The sequence below is a fragment of the Sagittula sp. genome (genome assembly GCF_052825245.1).
In genome coordinates, this window is the sequence record NZ_JBRBWD010000019.1 from 12,738 (window position 1) to 35,261 (window position 22,524).

A 22,524-nucleotide genomic window follows, 5' to 3' on the forward strand; every position below is an offset into this window, starting at 1 on the left:
TCATCCATCTCGCGTGCCGGACGCCGCTGGGCGCCCATCCCAGAAGTGCCGCCGCGATGCAGCATCCGCAAGCGAAATCGGTGTGGAAACCGCGCTTTGGCCCTTATTTGCCGCTTGAAAGGCTGCCCGCTCAGGTTTACCTTCCCGCCCTGACGCGAAAATCCAAAAGGAGCATTCCAATAGCCCGTCGACCGCACAATGCGCCCCCTACGCGCGACACCGGACCTCGTATCAACGACCGCATCCGGGCCCCTGAAATCCGCCTCATCGGGGCGGAGGGCGAAAACGTCGGAGTCGTCACGCCGCAGCGCGCCATGGAAATGGCAGAGCGCGCCGGACTGGATCTTGTCGAGATCTCCCCGAACGCCACGCCGCCCGTCTGCAAGATCATGGACTTCGGCAAGTTCAAGTACGAACAGCAGAAGCGTGAATCCGAGGCGCGCAAGAAGCAGAAGATCATCGAGGTCAAGGAGGTCAAGTTCCGTCCCGGCACCGACATCCACGACTACGAAGTCAAGATGCGCAACGTCGTGAAATTCCTGGAAAAAGGCGACAAGGTGAAGGTCACCCTGCGCTTCCGTGGCCGCGAGATGGCTCACCAGAACCTTGGTCGGGAACTGCTGGAACGCGTGGCAGAGGACGTCAAGGAAATCGGCAAGGTCGAGAACATGCCGAAGATGGAAGGCCGCCAGATGGTCATGATGATCGGCCCCGCTCCGGCGAAATAAGCGACCCCGCAAAGACGCTCACGGCCCGCCCATACGGCGGGCCTTTTGCGTTTAGGGACACCACTATGCCCCCGGCGAACAGTCCCGCACAGTCAGGGCATGAATTGCCCGCGCAGCCGCGCCGATCCGGCCTTACAACCCCGGGTAGGCAATTTTTTCGGAACATTCCCGCCAAAACCGTCGTTGCCCTAAGGTAGCAAGCCGCAAAAGGGGGACATGTCTTGCATGCTTTGGCAGAGAAACTGCGACTGAAAACAGATCCTACGATTTTCTTCATTTCCGCCGCTTTCACACTTTTCTTCGTTCTGGCGCTGGTGATCTTTCCCGATCCCATCGAAGAGGCCTTCGCCGCGGGCCGCGCCTGGATCGTCACCAACCTCGGATGGTTCTTCATCCTCGGCGTCAACGTCTGGCTGGGCTTCCTGATCTGGGTCGCCGCGTCCCGCCATGGCCACATCCGCCTTGGCCGCAAGGGCTCCCGCCCCGAGTATTCCAACCTCAGCTGGTTCACGATGCTCTTTGCCGGGGGCATCGGCACGGTGCTGATGTTCTGGGGCGTGGCCGAACCGATATCGCATTTCGCCACTCCACCCCTGCCGGGGGTCGAACCCTACAGCCAGGACGCCGCGCAGGACGCCATCTCCATAGCGATCTACCACCTCGGCCTGCACACCTGGGCGATCTTCACCCTGCCCGGCCTCGCCTTCGCCTATTTCATCAACCGCTACGAGCTGCCCGTCCGCGTCAGCTCCGTCTTCTACCCGCTCCTGCGCGAGGGCATCCACGGCCCAATAGGCAAGGCCATCGACATCACCGCGATCCTCGGCACGCTCTTCGGCGTGGCGGTCTCGCTGGGTCTGGGCTCCAGCCAGATCGCCGCCGGTCTGAACGCGCTCTACGGCACCGGGGACGGCGCGACCGTGCAGGTGCTGATCCTCGCCGTGCTGACCGCTGTGGCCGTCACCTCCATCGTCGTGGGCCTCGACAAGGGGGTGAAACTCCTGTCGAACCTCAACATCGGCATGGCCGTGGCGCTGATGTTCTTCGTGCTGGCCTTCGGCTCCACGCTGTTCCTGCTGCGTGGCATCGTCGAGACGGCAGGCCTCTACCTTTCCAACCTGCCGCGCCTCGCCTTCTGGAACGACATGCTGGCAGACACCAACCCCGACAACGGGGACTGGGGCTGGCAGGGCGGCTGGACGGTGTTCTACTGGGCCTGGACCGTCACATGGTCGCCCTTCATCGGCCTCTTCGTGGCGCGCATTTCGCGCGGGCGGACGATCCGCGAATTCGTCTTCGGCGTGCTCATGGCGCCCTCGCTCTTCACCCTGATCTGGTTCGCGATCTTCGGCTGGCAGGCGATGGAGTTCGACGGCATCGGCGCGGCAGCACGCGCGTCCCTGGGCGACCAGGCAGGCCAGATCTCTGCGGCGGTGGCCGACAGCGTACCGCTCGCGATGTTCGCCTTCCTCGAGCACTTCCCGCTGACCGCCTTCGTCCAGGGCTTCGCCGTGGTGATCGTGGCGATCTTCTTCGCCACCTCCTCGGACTCCGCCTCGCTGGTGGTGGACATGCTCTGCACCGGCTCGCCCACGCCCGGCCCCGTGCACCAGCGCGTGTTCTGGGGTGTGGCCGAGGGACTTGTGGCCGCGATGCTCATCATTCTCGCGGGCGAAGCCGGGCTCTCGGCGCTGCAACAGGTGATCACCGTGGTCGGCCTGCCGATCTTCATACTGGTCAGCATGATGATCCCCTCGCTGGTGCGCGGCCTCGCACAGGAGGACATCGACCACATCACCATCGGCACCCGCCCCGCGCTGGAGGACTTCCACCGCGACAAGGCCGAAACCCCGGCAGAGTAACGCCAGAAACGCACCGGGCGCCGCCAGAGGACAGGCGGCGCCCGGTTACATTCTCAAAGACGCAAACGCCGAACGCGCCAGCCGACCCGGCCGGGAAGCCACGGCACAGCCCGCCCCTCACGCCTCGCGCAGACGGCCCCTCACCGGGATCTCCTTCAGCAGGCCGCCGACGCCCATCCGGGCCACGTCGCCGGGGCGCAGTTCGACACCGCACAAGAGGCGCTCCAGCACCCAGTCCGCACCGTTCAGCGCGGGCGAGCGGGCGCAGCCCGGCAGGCCGATCACCGGCCGTTCGCCAAGCCGCCCGTAGAACAGCAGGTTCCCCGGATCGACCGGCATCCCGAAATGCGTGACCTCGCCCCCGGCGGCGCGCAGCGCCTCCGGTGCCACGTCCCGCGCGTCGGACGTGGCAGAGCCGGTCAGGATCAGCACCGCCGCCGCATCCGTGGCGCGGATCGCCTCTGCAAGGGCGTCGATCCGGTGCGGCACCACCTGCTTCTCGCCCAGCCGTACGCCCAGACGGTCCAGCCGCTCTGCCGTCACAGCCTGCCCCTTGTCGCCGCTCTCGTCCGCGGTCACGGCGGTCTGGATCAGCTTGGCGGTGTCATGCACCACCCGCCGCAACCGCAGCGCGCCCTGGCCCGCGTGGCAGGCGGCCTCCAGTGCCGCGGCAGGCACCGCGTAGGATATGATCTTGACCGTCGCCACCATGCTCCGCGGTCCGACCCGCTGCCACTCCGGCACCGTCGCCACGGTGATCATCGGATCGACGGCGTTCAGCGCGTGGATGCGGTCGGCCAGCACCTCGACGACACCCGGCGCCTCCGCGTGGATGTTCACCCGGCCCGTGGCCGCCCGGCCAAGGCGCAGGCCCGCGCGCTTCGGATCGGGCACCAGCGCCTGTGCCAGCCGCTCCGCCGCCGCGTCCTCCGACATGTCGTCCGGGTCGAGCCGCGCCGCCAGCACCTCCGAGAACCCCTCGGCCTTCAGCGCCGCGATGTCCTCCGCGCCCAGCACGGTGCCCTTCTTCAGCCGCCGTCCCCCGGCAGGCTGGGAGTTGGCAAGCACCGCCCCCTCCGCCTCGTCCAGCGACAGCGGCCCGAACCTCATGCGCCCTTCCTCAGGACCCGCGTCATCTCGGCGATGACCGAGACGGCGATCTCCGCCGGTCCCGCCGCGCCGATGTCCAGACCTATGGGCCCGTGGATGCGGGCGATCTGCTCCTCGGAAAAGCCCTGCGCCTCCAGCCGGGTGATCCGCTTGCCGTGGGTCCGCGTCGACCCCAGCGCGCCGATGTAGAAACATTTCGACGCCAGCGCCTTCTCCAGCGCCGGATCGTCCAGCTTCGGATCGTGGGTCAGCAACACCAGCGCCGTGCGCCCGTCTAGGCCAAGCGCCTCCACCGCCTCGTCCGGCCAGTCGTTCAGGATGCGTTCGCCGGGAAAGCGCGCCTCCGACCCGAAGGTCTCGCGCGGGTCGATGATGATCGGATCGTAGCCCGCGATCCGCGCCATCGGCACCAGCGCCTGCGCGATATGCACCGCGCCCACCACGATCAGCCGCAAGGGCGGGTTGTGGATCGCCACGAAGGTGCGGCCGTCCTCCTCGAAGCCCGAGCGGTCCATGCGGAACCGCGTCTCGTAGCCCTCGCGCACCACCTCGCGCCGCCCGGTTTCCAGGTCGACCACGTAGGCCACCGGCTCGCGGGCCGCGCGCGCGGCGCAAAGCTCTGTCAGCAGCCCTTCGGGCATCACCTTGCCCACCGGCTCGACCAGCACGCGGATCGTGCCGCCGCAGGCCAGCCCCACGGCAAAGGCGTCGCCGTCCGAGACGCCGAACTCCAGCTCGCGGGCGTCGCCGTCCTCAAGTGCCTCCAGAGCCTCCACGATGACCGCGCCCTCGACGCAGCCGCCCGAGACCGATCCCTCGATCAGCCCCTCGCCCGAGATCGCCAGTTGCGACCCCACGCGCCGCGGGGCAGAGCCCCATGTCTCCACGACCGTGGCAAGGACCGCGCCCTTGCCCGCGCGGTGCCACGCCAGCGCCTGCTCCGGAATTCCGTCGATGCGTTCCATTCAGACCCCCTTCTTCCCTGTCGGGACCTTAATCCGCCTGTCGCACGACGGCCACAGGACAAACGTCGGTCGGACGGGCGGGAATTTCCAGTCATGGGGACCCGGATTTTTCGCGGCAGGCCCGCCGGGACGGCCCGGGTGTCCTCTCTCAGGACAGCGCGGTCACGTCGTAACCGTAGAGCCAGTCGAACTGGTTCAGCATCCGCGCGGGCGCCAGCCGACCGGCAACCCCCAGACCCAGATGCGCCACGCCGCGCACCAGCGGGTTGCTCAGGTGGTACTTCCACGCGTTGCCATTGGCCGCCGCGATCACCCGGCTCACCCGGTCCCGCCGCCACTCCTGGTAAAGGTCGAGCCGCGGCCCGCCCTCGCGCACAGCCGCCGCGGCCAGCGCCCAGGCATCCTCCAGCGCCATGTTCGCGCCCTGCGCAAGGAACGGCAGCGTCGGATGCGCCGCGTCGCCCACCAGCGCCACGCCCTCCGCATGCCAGCGCCGCGCCACCGGATGCCGGAACAACCCCCAGAGGCCGGGCGTCGCGACCCCATCCAGCAGCGCGGGCACCATGCCCCCGAAGCCGGCAAAGGCCCGGCGCAGGTTCGCGGGGTCGTCGGTGTGGCTCCAGCCCTCCTCGACCCAGCCGCTGCGCTCCTCGACCGCCACGAGGTTCACCATCGCCCCGCCGCGCAGCGGATAGCTGACCATGTGCCGCCCCGGACCCATGTGGACCCGCGCCTCTGCCGGGTGATCGACCACGTTCGGCACCACGGCGCGCCACGCCACCTGCCCGGTAAAGAACGGCTCCGCCGCGCCGTTGAGCGCCGGCCGCGCGACCGAATGCAGCCCGTCCGCCGCCACCACCAGCGGCGCCGTCACCTCGTCGCCGTTGCACATCACCACGCGCGCCATCGGACCAGGCACCACCTTGCGGACCTTCTGCAAGAGCCGGATCGCCACGCCCCGTTCGCGCGTGGCCCGCGCCAGCAGCTCGATCAGGTCGGCGCGGTGCACGAAACGGTAGGACTGCGCATCGCCCAGCCGCATGAGGTCCAGCCGCGTGACCTCGCGGCCCTCGCGATAGTCGCGCAGGCTGACCGCCTGCCCCCGCACGCTGATCTCGCGGAAGGCCGCGCCCAGCCCCAGCGCCTCCAGCACGCGCAGACCGTTGGGGCTGACCTGGATACCGGCACCGACCTCGCGGATCGCCTCCGCCTGCTCCAGCACGGTCACCTCGGCGCCCCGTGCCGAAAGGCACAACGCCGCGGCCAGACCGCCGATGCCTCCGCCGACCACAACCACCGACCGCTTGCCCGAAGCCCCCACAGCGATTGTCCTTCCGTCCGTTCAAAGAAAAGCGCCGGGGACAGGCCCCGGCGCACTCATTCAGGTCACGGTCCGTTCCGCGCTCCGGACCCATCCGCCTGGCGGAGGCCCGGCCGGACAGGGGCCGGCGTTCACCGCCCCCCGCGGACCGTCATTCGGTGCCGGCCCGGCAAGGACCGGCGCTGCCCCACCCGAAGGGGCTCAGTCGTCGCGATGCACCTTCTCGCGCCGCTCGTGCCGTTCCTGCGCCTCGAGGCTCATCGTCGCGATCGGACGCGCGTCCAGCCGCTTGAGCGAGATCGGCTCACCGGTCACTTCGCAGTAGCCGTACTCGCCCTCGTCGATCCGCCGCAGTGCCGCGTCGATCTTGTTGACCAGCTTGCGCTGACGATCCCGGGTCCGCAGTTCGATCGCGCGGTCGGTTTCCTCGCTCGCGCGGTCGGTGACATCGGGAATGTTGCGCGTCCCTTCCTGCAGTGCCTCGATGGTGTCGCGGCTGTCGGCAAGAAGCTCGGCTTTCCAGTTCAGAAGCTTGCGGCGGAAGTACTCCGTCTGCCGCTCGTTCATGAAAGGTTCATCTTCGGCGGGACGATAGTCCTCGGGTAGAAAGGTTTCAGGTTTCATTTCCGCTCCCTCATCAACGCCAATATCTGTCATTTTGAAATTCCTAAGATATCTGGCACCCCTGCGGGCAGCACTTAAACAAAACAACGCGCCTTGTCACTACACAATAGCGGGTCCGGAACCGGGTTTTGGCGCCTCTTGTGCAACGAAAAGTGACCGTGCCCGATGTCTGCGCAGCCGGTCCCGAACGACTCCCCGTGACGCAAGGTTATCCACAGGATTTGACTTGACGCGGCGCGGATCCGCGCCTCCGGAACATGCATCCGAAACCCCTTAATCAGCACCCTCCGGAGACTCGGCAAACCCCTCTCCGCCGCGCCCCGACCGGCAGGACCACAGCCCGTTCACAGCGCCGCTTCCGGCCCTTGGACCGCCGCCGCCAAACCCGGGAATGCCCCGCCGCGCTGCACCTGCGGCAAGGCCCGGCCACCCGCAGCCGCCCGCGATACGCGCAGGGATCGGGCAGTTGCGCCGCCGCCCGCCCGCGTGGCCAGCGCATCGCTTGCACCCGCCCGATACCGCCTGTACCCCTTCTGCGACCGATCCGGAGGACCCCCATGCGCTTTGACGGCACCGACGCCTACGTCGCCACAGACGACCTCACCATGGCCGTGAACGCTGCCATCACCCTCGAACGTCCGCTGCTGGTGAAGGGCGAGCCGGGCACCGGCAAGACCGAGCTGGCCCGCCAGGTGGCCGAGGCGCTGAACCTCCCGATGATCGAGTGGAACATCAAGTCCACCACCCGCGCCCAGCAGGGGCTTTACGAATACGACGCCGTCAGCCGCCTGCGCGACAGCCAGCTCGGCGACGAGCGGGTGCACGACGTGGCCAACTACATCAAGAAGGGCAAGCTCTGGCAGGCCTTCTCTGCCAAGGAAAAGACCGTCCTGCTGATCGACGAGATCGACAAGGCCGACATCGAGTTCCCGAACGACCTGCTGCAGGAACTCGACCGGATGGAATTCCACGTTTACGAGACCGGAGAGACGATCCGCGCCGAAACCCGGCCCATCGTCATCATCACCTCGAACAACGAGAAGGAGCTGCCCGACGCCTTCCTGCGCCGCTGCTTCTTCCACTACATCCGCTTCCCCGATCCCGAGACCCTGCGCGCCATCGTCCGCGTGCACTTCCCCGACATCAAGGACCAACTCCTGACCGTGGCGCTGACGCAGTTCTTCGAACTCCGCGACCAGCCCGGCCTGAAGAAGAAGCCCTCCACCTCCGAGGTGCTCGACTGGCTGAAACTGCTTCTGGCCGAGGACCTCTCCCCCGAGGACCTGAAACGCGACAGCGCCTCCGCCCTGCCGAAGCTGCACGGCGCGCTCCTGAAGAACGAACAGGACGTCCACCTCTTCGAACGCCTGGCCTTCATGGCCCGGCGCGACAGGTAAGCCCTCCGCCGACAGGCTGCGCCCCATCCGGGGGGCGCGCCGTCCTTCAGTCCAGGTCCTTGCGCATCGTCGCCATGCCGCCCCGGCGCGAAAGCTCCTCGAAGCCCGCCGCCTCGTAGACGCGCAGCGCCGCCGGGTTGTCCAGCTCGCACTTGAGCGTGATGGTCAGCGCGCCCAGGTCGCGGGCGGCGTCCTCGATCCAGCGCGCCATCAGGTGGCCGGTGCCGCCGCGCATCTCCTCGGCCACGAAGACATAGGTCAGGTGGCGCACCTCCGGGCCGACCCCGACGCGGAGCGCGAAGAAGCCCACTTCGCGCCCCTGCCCGTCCACGAGGTAGAAGCTTTCGTCGTCGAGCTCCTGCAGCCACTTCTGATGCCATTCATCGGCATCGAAGGGGTGGCGGGCGCTGGGGTTGACCAGCGCGAGGTCGCCGGGATCGGCGAGCAGTCCCGCAAGCGGTGCAAGATCGCGCCCGGTGTTGCGGCGCAGGCTGAGGTCGGTCATGGCGTCTCCTTTCGGGGGCGTCTTCCTGTCGGGCGCCGAAAGGCGCGGCTCGGGATCCGGGGCTGTGCGCACCCGAATGACTGTCGCGCGCGTCCAAACATGCCACGGCCCGGGGTTCAACCGCCCGACCCGGAAAAATCCGGATCTCAAGGGCAAGGGCGGGCGCCCGAAGGCCCCAAAGCCTGCACAAGGCCCGACCTCAGCAGGCGATGTCGCGCGCCAGCTGGCGGCGTCTGCGGCCAGAGGTGATCTGGCGCGTCAGGATGTCCTCTGACCGGAAGCGCAGCGCGCCGTTCTCGCGCGTGATGTCGTAGCGCTTGTGCCCGCCCAGAAGCCGGTGCGCCTGCTGCGCGGCCACCACCACGGTGATCTCGACCGAATGGCAGGTGGTCAGGCTGATGTCCTCGCCCATGCGCATCGCGGCCCGGTCGACGATGTTGTGAAAGCTGCCGATGTCCATGGCCTCGCCCCCCGCCAGCGGCCCCTGGTTGGTGCGTTCGCGGAAGTCGCCGCCCAGCGGGCCGTCCTCTTCCAGCACGTCCGTCACCAGCGCCTCGCGGGCGTCGCCGTCGCAGTCGAGGTCGACCTTCACGCCGAGGATATAGACCGTGTCCGCCCCCATGTTGGTGACGATGCAGCGCGCGTCCTCGTTCTGGCCCGCGGCCATGTCGATGTGGATCACCGCCCGGTTCGACCGCCGGATGCTGGTCAGGAAAAGCTGCAGGTAGGCCAGCCAGACCAGCAGCATGGCGGCGTTGAGCGCCACCGACAGCGCCGCCGCGTTGTCAAGGATCCATGTCCACATCCCGCCTCCGTCATTGCCCGGTGTCATCTGGTGCCTTGCCCGCCCAACACGGGCGCCGGGCTTGCGTTCCATCCCGTCCGTCGCGCGCACTTGCAGCCCCCGGCGGTCCATGCTCTGTCAGCCGTCATGCTGCACGTCCTGACACATGACATCCTGCCGGTCTTCGCGATGCTGGCGCTGGGGTTCCTCCTCGGGCGGATCTCCTTCGTGTCGAAGGCGGAGGCCACGACCGCCAACCGCATCGCCTTCATGGTCATGCAGCCGCCGCTGATCATGCCGCTGATCGCCGGTCTGGACTGGTCCGCCTTCCGCGCCGACGTGCTGGGGGTCTATGCCCTCTGCCAGGTCGGGCTGTTCACCGCCGCCTACCTCGTGATGCGCCGCGTCTTCCGCCGCGAACCGCTGGAAAGCTGGCTGCTCGCGATGGCGACGATCTTCGTGAACACGCTCCTTTATATCTGGCCGATCTCCTTCCTGATCTACGGCGAGGCCGCCGCCCTGCCCGTCACCGCCATCGTGGCCTGGGACAGCGCGGTGTCCTTCTCGTTCTTCATCGTCACCGCCGACCTGATCGCGGGCCGGGCGCCCGGCGCGCCGCCCGCATGGCAGCGGCTGGCGATGAACCCGGTGCTGATGGCGATCCTGCTGGGCCTCGTGCTGAACCTCGCCGCGATCCCCCTGCCCGAACCGCTGCTGACCGCCATGCACTTCGCCGGTCAGGCCGCGGCGCCGCTGACGCTCTTTGCGCTCGGCGTGATCCTCTCGGGGCACTCGCTGCGCGTCTCGCCGGTGATCGCGACCAGCGCGGGGCTGAAGCTCATCGCCTTCCCGGCGCTGGTCTGGGCCACGCTGTCCCTGCTGGAGCCGCCCGAGACCTGGCACGACCTCTTCACCCTGACCGCCGCCGGACCCTCCGGCGCCATGGCCTTTTCGCTGGCACTCCTCCATGGCGTGCGCACCGATGCCATCGCGCCGGTCATCGTCTGGACCTCCACGCTCTCGCTGATCTCGCTGGCCTGGCTGGCCTGAGCCCGCCCGCCGCAAGACCCGGACGCCCCCGGAACCACCCGGAACGAACTGCGGCGCGTATCCGGCGGCGCCTCAATACCGCCATTGTCCGCCCCTCTGTTTACCCCCCATTAACAATGGTTGACGAAATCCCTGTTGCCCAACTGCACAGTGCAACCATTTGAAACGAATAAACATAATTCAAAAAATCCCGCGAACGGGAAAATTTCATTACCACTTTGTTAATCGTCTGGGCACAAATCCCGGTTTTGCCCTATAGTATTCACCAAGAGGACAGAAAAACCTCGGATGGTTCAACAATCCGAGCAACCAAAAAGCAGGCAGGCTTACATAGTGTCCCACGATACGGCTCTGACCGTGCGCGCATTGCGTGCGGAGGATGAACCGGCTTGGCGTGAACTCTGGACGGCGTACCTCGCCTTCTACGAGAGCACCGTGACCGAGCAGGTCTACGCCTCCACCTTTGCGCGCCTCCTCGGCGACGACCCGCGCGACTTCCGCGCGCTGGTCGCCGAACACGACGGCCGCCTCGTGGGCCTGACGCACTACCTGTTCCACCGACACGGCTGGAAGATAGAGGACGTCTGCTACCTGCAGGACCTCTACGCCGTGCCGGAGATGCGCGGCAAGGGTGTCGGCCGCGCGCTGATCGAGGCGGTCTATGCCGCCGCCGACAGCTACGGGGCGCCCTCCGTCTACTGGTTGACTCAGGAGTTCAACGAAACCGCCCGCGTCCTTTATGACCGGATCGGCGTCGTCACCCCGTTCATCAAGTACCAGAGGCCGTAATGCGCAAAGCACGTCGTTACCTGCTCCCGCTGTACCTGTTGCTGGGCGCCTGCATGCCTGTCGCCTCGAACGACACCGCCTCGCGTGCCGCATCCGCCGTCGAATCCAGCGCCTCGCTGCCGCCGATGAAAAGCTTCTCGGTGCCGCGCCCCTCGGTCCCCGCGGCGTCGAACACCGACCTCGCCCGCGACTTCCTCGACCTGTCGTTCGCACTGGAATCCGGCCGCCCGCTGACCACCTTCACCCGCTTCGAAGGGCCGATCACCGTGCGTGTCACCGGCCAGGCGCCGGTCTCGCTCGGCCCCGATCTCAGCCGCCTGCTGCACCGCCTGCGGACCGAGGCCGGGATCAACGTCTCGCAGGTCGGCGCGGCCAACGCCAATATCACCATCCAGGCCGTGACGCGCGATGACATCCGCAAGGCCCTGCCCTCCGCCGCCTGCTTCGTGGTGCCGAACGTCTCGTCGCTGGCGGAATACAAGGGCGCGCGCAATACCCGCCAGACAAGCTGGTCGCAGCTGAAATCGCGCGACCGCCTCGCCATCTTCATCCCCGCCGACAGCGCGCCGCAGGAAATCCGCGACTGCCTGCACGAGGAACTGGCCCAGGCGCTCGGCCCGCTCAACGACCTCTACCGCCTGCCCGACAGCGTGTTCAACGACGACAACGTGCACACCGTCCTGACCGGCTACGACATGACGATCCTGCGCGCCTACTACGACCCGTCGCTGCGCACCGGGATGAGCCGGAACGACGTCGCCGACCGCCTGCCCGCGATCTTCGCCCGCATCAACCCGCGCGGCCAGAACGGCGCGCCGCAGCGCCTGTCGAAAACGCCCCGCGTCTGGATCGAAGCGGTGCAGACCGCGCTCGGGCCCGGCGCCAACCCCGCGCAGCGCCGCAACGCCGCCTCCGAGGCACTGAAGGTCGCCACCGCCATGGGCTGGACCGACCACCGCCGCGCCTTCTCGCACTACGCCATGGGCCGGCTGCTGCAGTCCATCGATCCGGCCACGGCGCAGGACCACTTCGTGCTGGCGCAGCGCTACTTCGGCAACCGTCCCGACACCGCCCTGCACCGCGCCTACGTCGCCTCGCAGCTTGCCGCCTATGCGATCAGTTCCGGCCGCACCGACGATGCGCTCTACCTTCTGACGCCGCATCTCGACACCGCCGCACGTCATGAAAACGCCGCCCTGCTCGCGACGCTCATGATGCTGCGCGCGGAGGCGCTGGACCTCGCCGGCCGCCCGACAGAGGCCCGAGCCGTCCGGCTGGACTCCCTGGGCTGGGCACGGTACGGGTTCGGCGCTGATTGGGCAGTGCGTGCGAAACTGCGCGAGGTCGGCTCCCTGAACCCGGCACGACGGAGACCCGGCTCACTATGATCGTCCTCATCGCGGCACTGGCCGGCGCAATCATCGGCGGGCTGAACGCGGCCCGCCTCAAGGGCAACAAGCTCGACGTCGTGCAGTACGCGACGATCTATGCCATCGCCTTCGCGCTCCTGGGCCTGATCCTGACTATCGTGATCGAGAAGCTCGCCGCCTGAGGGATCGCCCCCTGAGGGACCGCCCCTGAGACGTCCCGGCCCGTAGCCCGGCCTGCTCCGTTAACCCTTTCCGACGCAACGTCACGGCGCCACCGGGCGCAAAGGTTACCAACCGGCCGTTACGAGGGGTCGAACCGGCCGGTTCACCCCTTCCAGCGCGTCAACCTTCGTTGCGATCCGCTTCCGCACTTGTGGACCGGGCCACTGCGCCCACCAGATGGGCGGATCGTCCGCGGCGTTAACCCTGCCGCGCGCACCGTTAACCGCGCTTGCGTTAACGGTCCTTGTTCCGCCTGCGGCGCGGGCCTACAAATCCCCCATGTTCGTTCCCTTCTACGAAGCCCTGCGCAAGGCCGGTGTGCCGGTCAGCCTCCGCGAGTACCTGACCTTCCTCGAAGGCATGTCCGCCGGTCTCGCCACCTATGACGTGGAGGCGTTCTACTATCTCGCCCGCACCGCCATGGTGAAGGACGAGCGGCACCTCGACCGTTTCGACCGCGCGTTCTCCCATGCTTTCAAGGGCTTGGAAGAGATCGGCGTCGAACAGGTGCTGCAGGCCGTGGACCTCCCCGACGACTGGCTGACCAAGCTGGCCGAGAAGCACCTGACCGAGGAACAGAAGGCCGAGATCGAGGCCATGGGCGGTTTCGACAAGCTGATGGAGACGCTGAAGAAGCGCCTCGAAGAGCAGAAGGGCCGGCACCAGGGCGGTTCCAAATGGGTCGGCACCGCCGGCACCTCGCCCTTCGGCGCCTATGGCTACAACCCCGAAGGCGTCCGGATCGGGCAAAGGGAATCGCGTCACCAGCGCGCCGTAAAGGTCTGGGACAAAAGGGAATTCCGCAACCTCGACGACGGGGTCGAGCTGGGCACGCGCAACATCAAGGTGGCACTGAAACGCCTGCGCCGCTGGGTCCGCGAGGGCGCCCACGAAGAGCTCGACCTAGACGGCACCATCCGCGCCACGGCCCACAATGGCTACCTCGACGTGAAGACCCGGCCGGAACGGCACAACGCGGTGAAAGTCCTTTTGTTTCTGGACGTTGGCGGCAGCATGGACCCCCACATCAAGGTCGTGGAAGAGCTGTTCTCCGCCGCCCGGGCAGAATTCAAGCACCTCGAACACTACTACTTCCACAACTGCCTTTATGACGGCGTCTGGCGCGACAACCGCCGCCGCTGGGACGCGCAGACCGCCACCTGGGACGTGCTGAACACCTACGGCCCTGATTACAAATGCATTTTCGTGGGCGATGCCAGCATGTCCCCCTACGAGATCTCGCATGCCGGAGGCGCCAACGAGCACTGGAATCAGGAGGCCGGGCACGTCTGGCTGCGCCGCGCCCGCGACCAGTGGCCGAACCACCTCTGGATCAACCCGGTGCCGCCAAGCCATTGGCAATACACGCGAAGCATCCACATGATCCGCGAGATCTTCGAGGATCGCATGGTACCGATGACGCTCGAGGGCCTGGACCGCGGCATGCGCTTCCTCGGCTGAGCCGCACGCGCCGCGCGCACCCCGGGAAAACCCATTCGGGTCGGCGCGTTACACGCGCATCCTCCGCGGCGACACGAACCCCTCCTACCAGGAAAAACCGCCCCCCGCACAATGCAGGGGGCGGCTTCATTTTCAGACCGGGGTTCCCCGTCAGACGAAGTCGCCGGTATCGATATCGATGGTGTCTACGCCTTCGAGGAAGACGGTGTAGCCACCCCCGGTCAGCACCGTGCCTGCACCGCCGCCGTATTCCGCCACGGTGAAGTCGGCGAAGCCCAACCCGTCGGCGGAGAAGTCCAGAACATCGATGCCATCCTCGAAGTCGGTGATGGTGTCCATGTCACCCGCGGTGGTGAACTTGAAGCAATCCGCCCCTGCGCCACCGGTCAGCACGTCGTTCCGCCACTGGCCATCGAGGGTGTCGTCGCCGTCGCCGCCGTTGAGCATGTCGTCGCCGCCGCCACCGTACAGGCTGTCGTTCCCGGCCTCGCCGAACATCTCGTCGTCGCCGTTGATGCCGTTCAGGACATCGTGGCCGTCACCGCCCCACATGGAGTCGTTGCCCGCCTGGCCGAAGACGAAGTCGTCGCCGCCGTTGCCATAAAGCACATCGTCCTGGTTGCCGCCGTAGATGATGTCGGTCTGGTCGCCCCCGTTGATCTGGTCGTTGCCGTTCTGACCGCGCATCAGGTCCTTGCCGTCTCCGCCGTCCATGGTGTCGTCACCGGACCCGCCGAGCAGCGTATCATCCCCGGCGAGGCCGTTCATGATGTCGTTGCCCTCGGTGCCGGTGAGGCTGTCGGCGCCCTCTGTCCCGTTGATGGTCGACGTCTTGCCGTCGACGGTGACGGTGACCGTTGCCGTGTCGGTGCCGCCGTTGCCGTCCGACACCGTGTAGGTGAAGGTGTCGGTCGCGGTCTCGCCGGCCTCGAGGTAGTCGAAGGCGCCATTCGCGTCGTAGGTGAGAACCCCGCCGACCAGCGAGACGGTGCCCGCCGTGCCGGTGGTGTTGATCGCCGAGACGGAGAGCACGTCGGCCGGATCGAGGTCGGTGTCGTTGCCGAGCACCAGCGCCGTCAGGTCGATCGACTCGTCCTCGTCCACCGTCACGGCGTCATCCACCGCGGTGACCGGATCGTTGGCACCGATCAGGTCGACGACGAAGTCGTAGCTGTCCGTGGCCAGCCCGTCGCTCACCGTCACCGTCCACGTGCCGACCGCCGTGTCACCCGCGCTGAGGAAGCCCAGCACCGCGTTCGACAGGCCGAAACTGAAGGGCACGTTCAACAGCCCCCCAGAGTGCAGGCCGCTCGTGGCGCCGGTCGGCTGCAGCGCCGATTCCAGCAGCATGAGCTGCGTCGGCGTGGCCAGTTCCGCCGCATCGCCGCTCAGCGAGAAGCTGACCGAGACGGAGGCGGTGTCGGTGGTGTCCACGTCCTCGAACACCACGATGGCGTTGCCGCTGTAGCCGGTCGCCGTGTCCTCGGTGATCGAGGTCTCGGAGGCGGTGGTCGTCCAGTTGTTGTCGGAGTTGATGAACGAGCCGAGATCGAAGATCGCCGGCGCGTCGTTGGCCCCGTTCACCGTGACCGACACGGAGCTCGACACCGGCGCGCCGACACCGTCGGACACGTCGTAGGTGAAGGTCAGCACCTCGCTCTCGCCATCGGCCAGATCGTTGAACGCACCGGCATCGAAGCTGATGCCGCCCGTGTCGCTGATGGTGATGCCCGGGATCGCCCGGCCACCGTCGGTCCGCACCAGGTTCTGGATCGACAGTTCGTCCGACGTGTCCGCGGTGGAGGCGTTGGCCAGCAGCGCCGCCGCGTCGATGGTGACAGTGCCGTCGTCCTCCGAGACGCTCTCCGACACCGGGCCGGAGACCAGGACGGGATCGTCGGCACCGGTGATCTCTACCGTATAGGTGGCGGTATCGGAGTTGCCTTCCGCGTCGGTCACGGTGACCTCGATGCTGGCCTGCGCGGTCTCGCCGTCGGCCAGGTACTCGAACCCGCCCGCCGGATCGAAGGTCAGGTCGGTCCCGTCGAGGGCGAAGCTGCCCGGTCCGGCGTAGCTGCCCAGCGAGAAGCTGAGCACCGCGTCGGCATCCGCGTCCGTGGCCAGTGCCGCAAGGTCGGCCACGGTGGTCGCACCGGAGGCGTCCTCCGACACCGAGGCCGCGATGCCCACGATCCCGGCAAGCACCGGATCGTCCTCGGCGCCCGCCACCTCGAAGGTGATGTCGACCGAGTTGCTGCCGCCCTGCGCGTCCTCGACGGTCACGCCGATGGTCACCTCCTCGCGGTCGAACGGGTCATCGAGGTACTCGAAGTCGCCGTCCGGATCGAACCACAGTTCGGTCCCGACGAGGGAGAACGTGCCGCCTCCGGCGTAGCCCGCATCGAAGGAGTAGGTCAGGTCCGCCGGCAGGTCGTCGCCGTCCGCATCGGTGGTGATGTCGGCAAGGTCGACGATCAGGAAGCCCGGGCCGTCCTCGGGGACGATCGGCGGGCTGGCGTCGCCGATGCCGGTGAACTCGGGCGCGTCGTTCTCGCCCGTCACCCGCAAGGAGATGTTGGCCGTATGGCTGCCACCCTGCGCGTCGGTCGCCGTCACCGCGATGGTGACGAAGCCCTCGTCATCCACGTCGAGCGCGTCGAAGTCGCCGTTCGGGTCGAACTCCAGCACCGTGCCGTCGAGCGAGAACACCCCGCCGCCCGTATAGCCCGGGTCGAGCGTGTAGGTCAGGTCCGCCGGCAGGTCGTTGCCGTCCACGTCCGTGGTGATCGTCGCAAGGTCGACCACCGTGGTGAGGCCCGCGTCCTCGCCGATGTCGGGCGTGTCGTTCTCCGTCTGCGCCGTCACCACCGGGTCGTCGTTGGTGCCGGTGACCGTGACCACGACCGAGGTGGAGACCGTCTCGTCACCGTCGGTGATGTCGTAGGTGAAGGTCAGGGTCTCGACGTCGTTCTCGTCGAGGTCGTCGAAGAGGTCGAGGTCAAAGCTGATCGCCCCGTCCGCCCCCACGGTGAAGGCCCCGCCCAGGTCGCGGTCGCTGGAACCCGTGTCCTGCGTCACGGAGGCCGCGACCACGCTCAGCGTGTCGCCGTCGACATCCGTTGCCTCCGACAGCAGCGTCGCCGCATCGACCGTCGCGGTGGCACCGTTGGCCTCCACCACGTCTGCGGTGGTCGGGCCGCTCTCCGGCGCATCGTTGACGCCGGTGACGGTTACCACCATGTCGGCCTCCGCCGTGGCGCCATGGGCATCCTCGACCTGCACGCGGATCGTGACCTCTTCGGTCTCGCCGTCGTCGAGGTACTCGTAGCCGCCCGCGGTGTCGAAGCTCAGTTCCGTGCCGTTGACGATCACGCCCGGCCCGCTGACGACGGAGTACGTCAGATCGGCGCCGTCGTTGTCGCTGTCGATGTCATCGGCCAGCCCGCTCAGGTCGAAGCTGGTCGCGCCGCTGTCCTCGGAGACCGAGAAGGCCCCCGCCGTCAGCGTCGGGTCGTCGTTCGTGCCAGTGACGGTGATGGTGATCGTCCCCTCGTTCGAGGTGGCGGTCTGCGCATCCGTCGCGGTCACGCCGATGGTGACGAAGGCTTCCTCGCCCGCGGCGAGCCCCTGGAAGTCGCTGCCCGGATCGTAGGTCAGGCTGCTGCCCGTGATCTCCGCCGATCCTTCGCCCGCGCCCGGCGCCGTGGTGATGGTGTAGGTCAGGTCGCTGCCGTCGTTCTCGGCATCGGCGTCGGAGCCGAGCGCCGAGAGATCGACCACGATGGCCGCGCCGTCCTCGTCCGCTGCACCATTGCCGTCGACCATGACCGGCGCATCGTTCACGCCCGTCAGGTCGATTGTCACAGTGGCGGTCGCCGTGGTGCCGTCGTCCTCCTCCACCGTGTAGGTGAAGCTGTCGGTCCCGGCCTCGCCTTCGTTCAGCGCGTCGAAGGCGCCGCTTGGGTCATAGCTGTAGCTGCCGTCGTCGTTCAGCGTCACAGAAGCGCCGTTTGCCGTGGTGAAGGTCAGCGTGCCGCCCGAAAGCGCCTGGCCGTTGCCCTCGATCACCGTCAGCCCCTCGAAGTCGAGGTCGAAGTCGTTGGCCAGCACGTTGCCCGTGACCGCCGTGTCCTCGTCCGTCGCGTTGCCGTCGTCGCCGAGGATGGCGCCCACGGTCACGTCGTCGAACTCCAGCAGTTCGACCCCGGTCAGCACATCGGTGCCGTCGGCGCTGACCACCGTGACGCTGGTGCCGTCCTGCGCAAAGGTGGCCCCCGCGAAGTCGTCGCCGATCACCGCCGTATCGGTGCCCGCGCCGCCGGTGATGCTGTCGTCCCCGGCCCCGCCGGTGAGTTCGTCGTCGCCCATGCCGCCGTCGATGCTGTCGCTGCCTTCGCCGCCGTCGACGGTATCGGCACCGTCACCGGTCTCCAGCAGGTTGGCCGAGGCGTCGCCGGTGACATCGTCGTCACCGTCCCCGGTGATCACGTTCTCGATGCCCGCGATGGAGTCGTTGCCGCCGATGCTCTTGGCGGAGGTGCCCGCCGCGAGATCCACGGTCACGCCGCCGTCGTCGGCCGAGAGGTCATAGGTGTCGGTTCCGGCACGGCCGTCGATCTGGTCGTCGCCGGCGCTGACGAAGATCACGTTGTCGCCGCCGTCGCCCAGAAGCTGGTCCGCCGCAGAACCGCCCGCCATGTTCTCGAACCCGGTCAGGCCGTTCAGGCCCGCGCCTGTGCCCGCCGCAAGCCCGGTGCCCGGCACGATGAAGGACAGCTGGTTCGCCGCGAGGTCGATGCTGACCGCCCCGGTCTGGGCGGAGGCATCCACCAGGTCGGTGCCCGCGCCGCCGTCCATGACGTCGGTGCCCGCGCCCACCACGATGGTGTCGTCGCCCTCGCCGCCGGACAGGCTGTCGTTGCCCGCACCGCCGTCGATGTAGTCGTTGCCCTCGCCGCCGAGCGCGGTGTCGTCACCCGCCCCGGTGCGGATGGAGTCGTTGCCGCCCCGCCCGTCGAAGTACTGTTCGTTCGGGTTCACCCAGTTCGCGACGATGTCGCCGCGGAAACTGTCGGCGTTCTCCGTCCCGAGCACCTCGGCGCCGTCCGGCAGCGAGGAGAGCGGGTAGATGGAGACACCCGTGCCTTCCGGCAGGAAGGTGTTCGCGCCGATGAACCCGCCGAAGTCGGAGGGGTCTTCGGTCGCCCCGAGCGCGATCTGCGCCCCGGCCGAGCCGTCGAAGATGTTGCCGGAGATGTCGGTCATCTGCGGGCCGTCGGCGTTGATGCCGTTGCCGTTCGCCACGAAGCTGTTGCCGGTGACGACGGCTCCGGTGCCGACATTGAAGTAGATGCCCGAACGCACCTCGGTGATGAGGTTGTCGCTGACCGTGAGGTCGTCGGCGGTGCCCGCGGTCAGGATGCCGCGCGTGCCGCTGTCGGTCGGGTAGTCGCCGTCCAGGACCGAGTTGGTGACGGTGATGCCGTCGACGCCCACGTAGACCAGGCTCGACCCGGTCAGCGCGCCGTCCTCGACCCGGAAGCCGTCGAGCGTCGAGCCGTCCGAGCCGCCGTTGAACGAGACGCTGCCCGCGATCACGGCCTCGGCGCCGCGCGCCCCGTCGGTACCGCCGACGCCCGCCTGCGGACCGACGAGGGTGAGCTGCTTGCCGAGCGTCAGGTTCTCCTCGTAGGTGCCGGCGTTGACGACGATCGTGTCGCCCGCGCTGGCCAGATCGATGATCGCCTGGATCGACATGCCGTCATAGACGTACCAAGTGTCGCCGCCCTCGGCGTCCACGTCCGACGCCGTGCCGGCCATGGAGATCACCGAAGAGCCCGAGACGTCGGTGCCGTTGTTGTCCGTGAGTGAGAAGGCGAAGGCCTCGGCGTCCTCGAGGCTGCCGAAGAAGAAGGTGAAGTCCTCGCCCCGGCCATCCCCGCCGTTGCGCCAGTCGGGGTTCTGGACCTTGAAGACCTCGCTGTAGATCCCCGAAAAATCGATGTCCTCGACGACGGTGCGCTGCCCGCTGCCGCTGTCGACCTCCTCATCGGCGTAGATCCCGATGACCTCGTTCGAGCTGTAAGACCCCGCGAAGGTGATCCCGCTGGTGCCCGCTTCGTAGCTGCGGCCCGCGGAGTAGAGCCCCACCGAACCCCAGTTGTTGTTCAGCGTGGTGATGTCCTCGAGCAGGATGCCGGTGCTGTCCGACATCGCGATGCCGACCCCCGCCGACCCGCCGGAGCCGCCGTCCGCAGTGACCCGGATCAGGCTGGAATCGTCCACGCCGTTCAGGTCGATCTCGCTGCGCGCGGCGCCGAAGACGGTCACGTCTTGCGCGGTGAAGCCGCTGAGCGAGGTCGCCGACCCGCCCGGCGAGACCTTGATCCCGTAGCCGCCCGGCGTCGTCAGGCCGGACGCGTCCAGCGTGAAGTCCGACAGCGTGACGTCATCGGTGGTGACATGGATGCCGTAGCCCGAGCCGTCGCGGTCGAGGATGGTCACCCCTTCCCCGGCGCCCGCCAGCGTGATGCCCTTGGAGATGGTCAGCTCCCCGGTCAGCGAGAAGGTCCCCGCGCCCAGCAGGATGGTGTCGCCCTCGTCCGCCGCCGCGATGGCCGCCGCGATCGACATGCCCTCGAAGACCAGGAAAGTGTCGCCGCCGCTGCCCGCGACCTTCAGCACCTCGACGCCGGTCACCGACTGGGTGCCCGTGGGATCGGAAGTCAGGAAGGCCTCGTAGCTGAGCACGCCGCCGGTGACGGAGGCCGAGGTCAGCGTGATGCCCTGCGCCGCCATCACTCCCTGCAGCCCGGACACGTCCGGGGCCGCCATCAGGGGCGCCAGCGCCGCCGCGTCCATGCCGGCGAACTCGCTGATCTCCAGCACGTCGGTGCCCGCACCGCCGTCGATGGAATCGTAGCCCTGCGCGATGATCGTGTCGTTGCCGGTGCCGCCGTCGATGCTGTCGGCGCCGATGCCGCCCTCGATCAGGTCGTTGTCCGCCCCGCCGTTCAGCACGTCGGTGTTGCCACCCCCGATCAGGTGATCGTCACCCGCACCGCCTTCGATGCTGTCCGGGTTCTCTTCCCCGTCCAGAACGTCGTCGCCGTCACCGCCGAGAAGCGTGTCCAGACCCTGACCGCCAGACAAAGTGTCAGCGCCGAGGCCGCCCTCGGCATAGTCGTTGCCGCCGCCCAGGTCGACGGTGTCGGCGAAGTCGGTGCCGACCACGTAGTCGTCGCCGTCCGCCAGCGTGACGTTCAGAGCCGAGTCGTTGGCCTCGGCGTAGATCTCGTACTGCGACGCGGTCCAGACGGCGTTGTTCGTCGTCTCGGTCACGGATTCGTACTGGTTTGTCCAGGTGTTGCCCGAAACGGTCGGATCGTCGGTGTTGTTCGAGAAGACAACGCCGAACACGGTGTGATCGAAGTTGTTTCCCGTCACCACGGCGTTGTCGGTCTCGCCGTAGACGTAGATCGGGATATGCGTCGTCGCCATTTGCGACCCACCCGACGTCGCGCCGGTGAAGGTGTTGTTGGTGATCACAGTGCCGTCGCCGGCCGCGTAGGCCAGCACGCCCGAAGTCGACCAGTCGCCGCGCGTGTAACCGATCTCTTCGACCGTGTTGCCGTCGATGATGCCCACCGCGCCGCCGCTGACCTGAATGCCGTTCTGCGCCTGCGCGCCACTGCCGACAAGGAACCCGCCGCCCGTGACCGTGGAGTCCAGCACCGAGAAGGTCAGCCCTTCCCCGTCGCCGACGAAGCCGTTCTTCTGGAAGTCCTCGACCGTGCCGTTCTGGAAGGTCACGCTCCGCGGCGTGCCGTCGGTGTTGAGCACGACCACCGCGACACCGCGCTGGTTGCCGCTGACCTGGCCGCCGACATAGGCATCGCGGACGCCCGTCACGGTGACTCCGTCCATGGTGCCTTCGGCATTGACGTAGAGGATGCCCTCGTAATCCGGCGCCCGGGTGGCCGAGGTGGAAGCGGTTCCGGGCATGTCGTTGCCCAGACCAGCGCCGTCGACCGTCACGCCCGTGATGTCCACATCTCCGTCGATCACGGTGATGACCGCGGCCCGGTCACGGGATCCGCCGTGGGTGTCCGCGAGCAGTGTAAGTGTTGGCGGGGACGGCATTTCGATGGTGACGCCGTTGCCGTTGATGGTCAGGTCCTTGCCTTCGATGATCACCTGCTCGGTCAATACGCCGCCGCCAGTGATTTCAATGGTATCCCCGCTCGCCGCCGCGTCCACGGCTTCCTGCAATGTCGCGTAGGTCGTGGTGCCGCTGGTGGCGTTGATCAGTTCAATGGTCGCAGGCATGGTTTAAT

Annotated in this window: 15 protein-coding genes; 8 read left to right on the forward strand and 7 right to left on the reverse strand. The window is 67.7% G+C overall.

Going from position 1 to position 22,524, the window contains the following annotated elements:
- Positions 1-56: 56 nt before the first annotated feature.
- Together infC and ACU0DV_RS06955 are read left to right on the forward strand one after the other, a co-directional pair.
- Positions 57-728 carry a translation initiation factor IF-3 gene (infC, locus tag ACU0DV_RS06950; protein ID WP_446241799.1) on the forward strand — a complete coding sequence of 224 codons (672 nt, stop codon included), beginning with the start codon at positions 57-59 and terminating at the stop codon, positions 726-728.
- A gap of 221 nt (positions 729-949) precedes the next feature.
- On the forward strand, positions 950-2,590 hold the full coding sequence (locus ACU0DV_RS06955; protein WP_100930323.1) for a BCCT family transporter: 1,641 nt from the start codon (positions 950-952) through the stop codon (positions 2,588-2,590).
- Positions 2,591-2,707: 117 nt separating this feature from the next.
- Here ACU0DV_RS06955 and ACU0DV_RS06960 read toward each other — a convergent pair whose 3' ends face one another.
- The 4 genes from ACU0DV_RS06960 to dksA all read right to left on the reverse strand — a co-directional run bounded on the left by ACU0DV_RS06960 (position 2,708) and on the right by dksA (position 6,610).
- Complete coding sequence (locus tag ACU0DV_RS06960) at positions 2,708-3,700, reverse strand: molybdopterin-binding protein (protein WP_100930322.1); 993 nt, start codon at positions 3,698-3,700, stop codon at positions 2,708-2,710.
- Positions 3,697-4,665, reverse strand: coding sequence for an XdhC family protein (locus ACU0DV_RS06965; protein WP_283980250.1), 969 nt, complete (start codon positions 4,663-4,665; stop codon positions 3,697-3,699). Before ACU0DV_RS06965 ends, ACU0DV_RS06960 begins: the two co-directional genes overlap by 4 nt.
- 148 nt (positions 4,666-4,813) lie before the next feature.
- The gene (locus ACU0DV_RS06970; RefSeq protein WP_446241798.1) at positions 4,814-5,986 is read right to left on the reverse strand and encodes an FAD-dependent monooxygenase; all 1,173 of its coding nucleotides are present in this window, start codon (positions 5,984-5,986) and stop codon (positions 4,814-4,816) included.
- A 201-nt stretch (positions 5,987-6,187) separates the two neighbouring features.
- Positions 6,188-6,610, reverse strand: coding sequence for an RNA polymerase-binding protein DksA (gene dksA, locus ACU0DV_RS06975; protein WP_100930320.1), 423 nt, complete (start codon positions 6,608-6,610; stop codon positions 6,188-6,190).
- 557 nt (positions 6,611-7,167) lie between these two features.
- On the opposite strand from dksA, the gene ACU0DV_RS06980 reads away from it, so the two are divergent.
- Complete coding sequence (locus ACU0DV_RS06980; protein ID WP_283980252.1) at positions 7,168-8,007, forward strand: AAA family ATPase; 840 nt, start codon at positions 7,168-7,170, stop codon at positions 8,005-8,007.
- Positions 8,008-8,053: 46 nt separating this feature from the next.
- Here ACU0DV_RS06980 and ACU0DV_RS06985 read toward each other — a convergent pair whose 3' ends face one another.
- Together ACU0DV_RS06985 and ACU0DV_RS06990 are read right to left on the reverse strand one after the other, a co-directional pair.
- Entirely contained in the window at positions 8,054-8,512 is a 459-nt protein-coding gene (locus ACU0DV_RS06985; RefSeq protein WP_100930318.1) for a GNAT family N-acetyltransferase, read from the reverse strand.
- A 199-nt stretch (positions 8,513-8,711) separates the two neighbouring features.
- Positions 8,712-9,317, reverse strand: coding sequence for a hypothetical protein (locus ACU0DV_RS06990; RefSeq protein WP_370312485.1), 606 nt, complete (start codon positions 9,315-9,317; stop codon positions 8,712-8,714).
- A 126-nt stretch (positions 9,318-9,443) separates the two neighbouring features.
- Between ACU0DV_RS06990 and ACU0DV_RS06995 the strand changes: the two genes are divergently transcribed.
- From ACU0DV_RS06995 to ACU0DV_RS07015, 5 genes are all read left to right on the forward strand, one after another.
- Positions 9,444-10,346, forward strand: a complete 903-nt coding sequence (locus ACU0DV_RS06995; RefSeq protein WP_446241797.1) for an AEC family transporter — start codon at positions 9,444-9,446, stop codon at positions 10,344-10,346.
- Between the two features lie 333 nt (positions 10,347-10,679).
- Positions 10,680-11,135, forward strand: coding sequence for a GNAT family N-acetyltransferase (locus tag ACU0DV_RS07000; protein ID WP_100930315.1), 456 nt, complete (start codon positions 10,680-10,682; stop codon positions 11,133-11,135).
- Positions 11,135-12,523, forward strand: coding sequence for a DUF2927 domain-containing protein (locus ACU0DV_RS07005; RefSeq protein WP_446241796.1), 1,389 nt, complete (start codon positions 11,135-11,137; stop codon positions 12,521-12,523). The genes ACU0DV_RS07000 and ACU0DV_RS07005 overlap by 1 nt, the downstream gene beginning before the upstream one ends.
- Positions 12,520-12,687 carry an apolipoprotein acyltransferase gene (locus ACU0DV_RS07010; RefSeq protein ID WP_100930313.1) on the forward strand — a complete coding sequence of 56 codons (168 nt, stop codon included), beginning with the start codon at positions 12,520-12,522 and terminating at the stop codon, positions 12,685-12,687. The genes ACU0DV_RS07005 and ACU0DV_RS07010 overlap by 4 nt, the downstream gene beginning before the upstream one ends.
- Positions 12,688-13,006: 319 nt before the next feature.
- Positions 13,007-14,188 carry a vWA domain-containing protein gene (locus tag ACU0DV_RS07015; RefSeq protein WP_100930312.1) on the forward strand — a complete coding sequence of 394 codons (1,182 nt, stop codon included), beginning with the start codon at positions 13,007-13,009 and terminating at the stop codon, positions 14,186-14,188.
- Between the two features lie 150 nt (positions 14,189-14,338).
- Here the strand turns inward: ACU0DV_RS07015 and ACU0DV_RS07020 are convergent, their stop codons facing one another.
- Positions 14,339-22,516: a tandem-95 repeat protein gene (locus tag ACU0DV_RS07020; RefSeq protein WP_446241795.1), complete on the reverse strand. Its 8,178-nt coding sequence runs from the start codon at positions 22,514-22,516 to the stop codon at positions 14,339-14,341.
- Between the last annotated feature and the right edge of the window lie 8 nt (positions 22,517-22,524).

Bases quoted from the DNA above. Each gene is read 5' to 3' on its own strand.
- infC (WP_446241799.1), top strand. From the start codon at position 57: ATGCAGCATCCGCAAGCGAAATCGGTGTGGAAACCGCGCTTTGGCCCT.
- ACU0DV_RS06960 (WP_100930322.1), bottom strand. From the start codon at position 3,700: ATGAGGTTCGGGCCGCTGTCGCTGGACGAGGCGGAGGGGGCGGTGCTT.
- ACU0DV_RS06965 (WP_283980250.1), bottom strand. From the start codon at position 4,665: ATGGAACGCATCGACGGAATTCCGGAGCAGGCGCTGGCGTGGCACCGC.
- ACU0DV_RS06985 (WP_100930318.1), bottom strand. From the start codon at position 8,512: ATGACCGACCTCAGCCTGCGCCGCAACACCGGGCGCGATCTTGCACCG.
- ACU0DV_RS06980 (WP_283980252.1), top strand. From the start codon at position 7,168: ATGCGCTTTGACGGCACCGACGCCTACGTCGCCACAGACGACCTCACC.
- ACU0DV_RS06995 (WP_446241797.1), top strand. From the start codon at position 9,444: ATGCTGCACGTCCTGACACATGACATCCTGCCGGTCTTCGCGATGCTG.
- dksA (WP_100930320.1), bottom strand. From the start codon at position 6,610: ATGAAACCTGAAACCTTTCTACCCGAGGACTATCGTCCCGCCGAAGAT.
- ACU0DV_RS07005 (WP_446241796.1), top strand. From the start codon at position 11,135: ATGCGCAAAGCACGTCGTTACCTGCTCCCGCTGTACCTGTTGCTGGGC.
- ACU0DV_RS07010 (WP_100930313.1), top strand. From the start codon at position 12,520: ATGATCGTCCTCATCGCGGCACTGGCCGGCGCAATCATCGGCGGGCTG.
- ACU0DV_RS06990 (WP_370312485.1), bottom strand. From the start codon at position 9,317: ATGTGGACATGGATCCTTGACAACGCGGCGGCGCTGTCGGTGGCGCTC.
- ACU0DV_RS07020 (WP_446241795.1), bottom strand. From the start codon at position 22,516: ATGCCTGCGACCATTGAACTGATCAACGCCACCAGCGGCACCACGACC.
- ACU0DV_RS07015 (WP_100930312.1), top strand. From the start codon at position 13,007: ATGTTCGTTCCCTTCTACGAAGCCCTGCGCAAGGCCGGTGTGCCGGTC.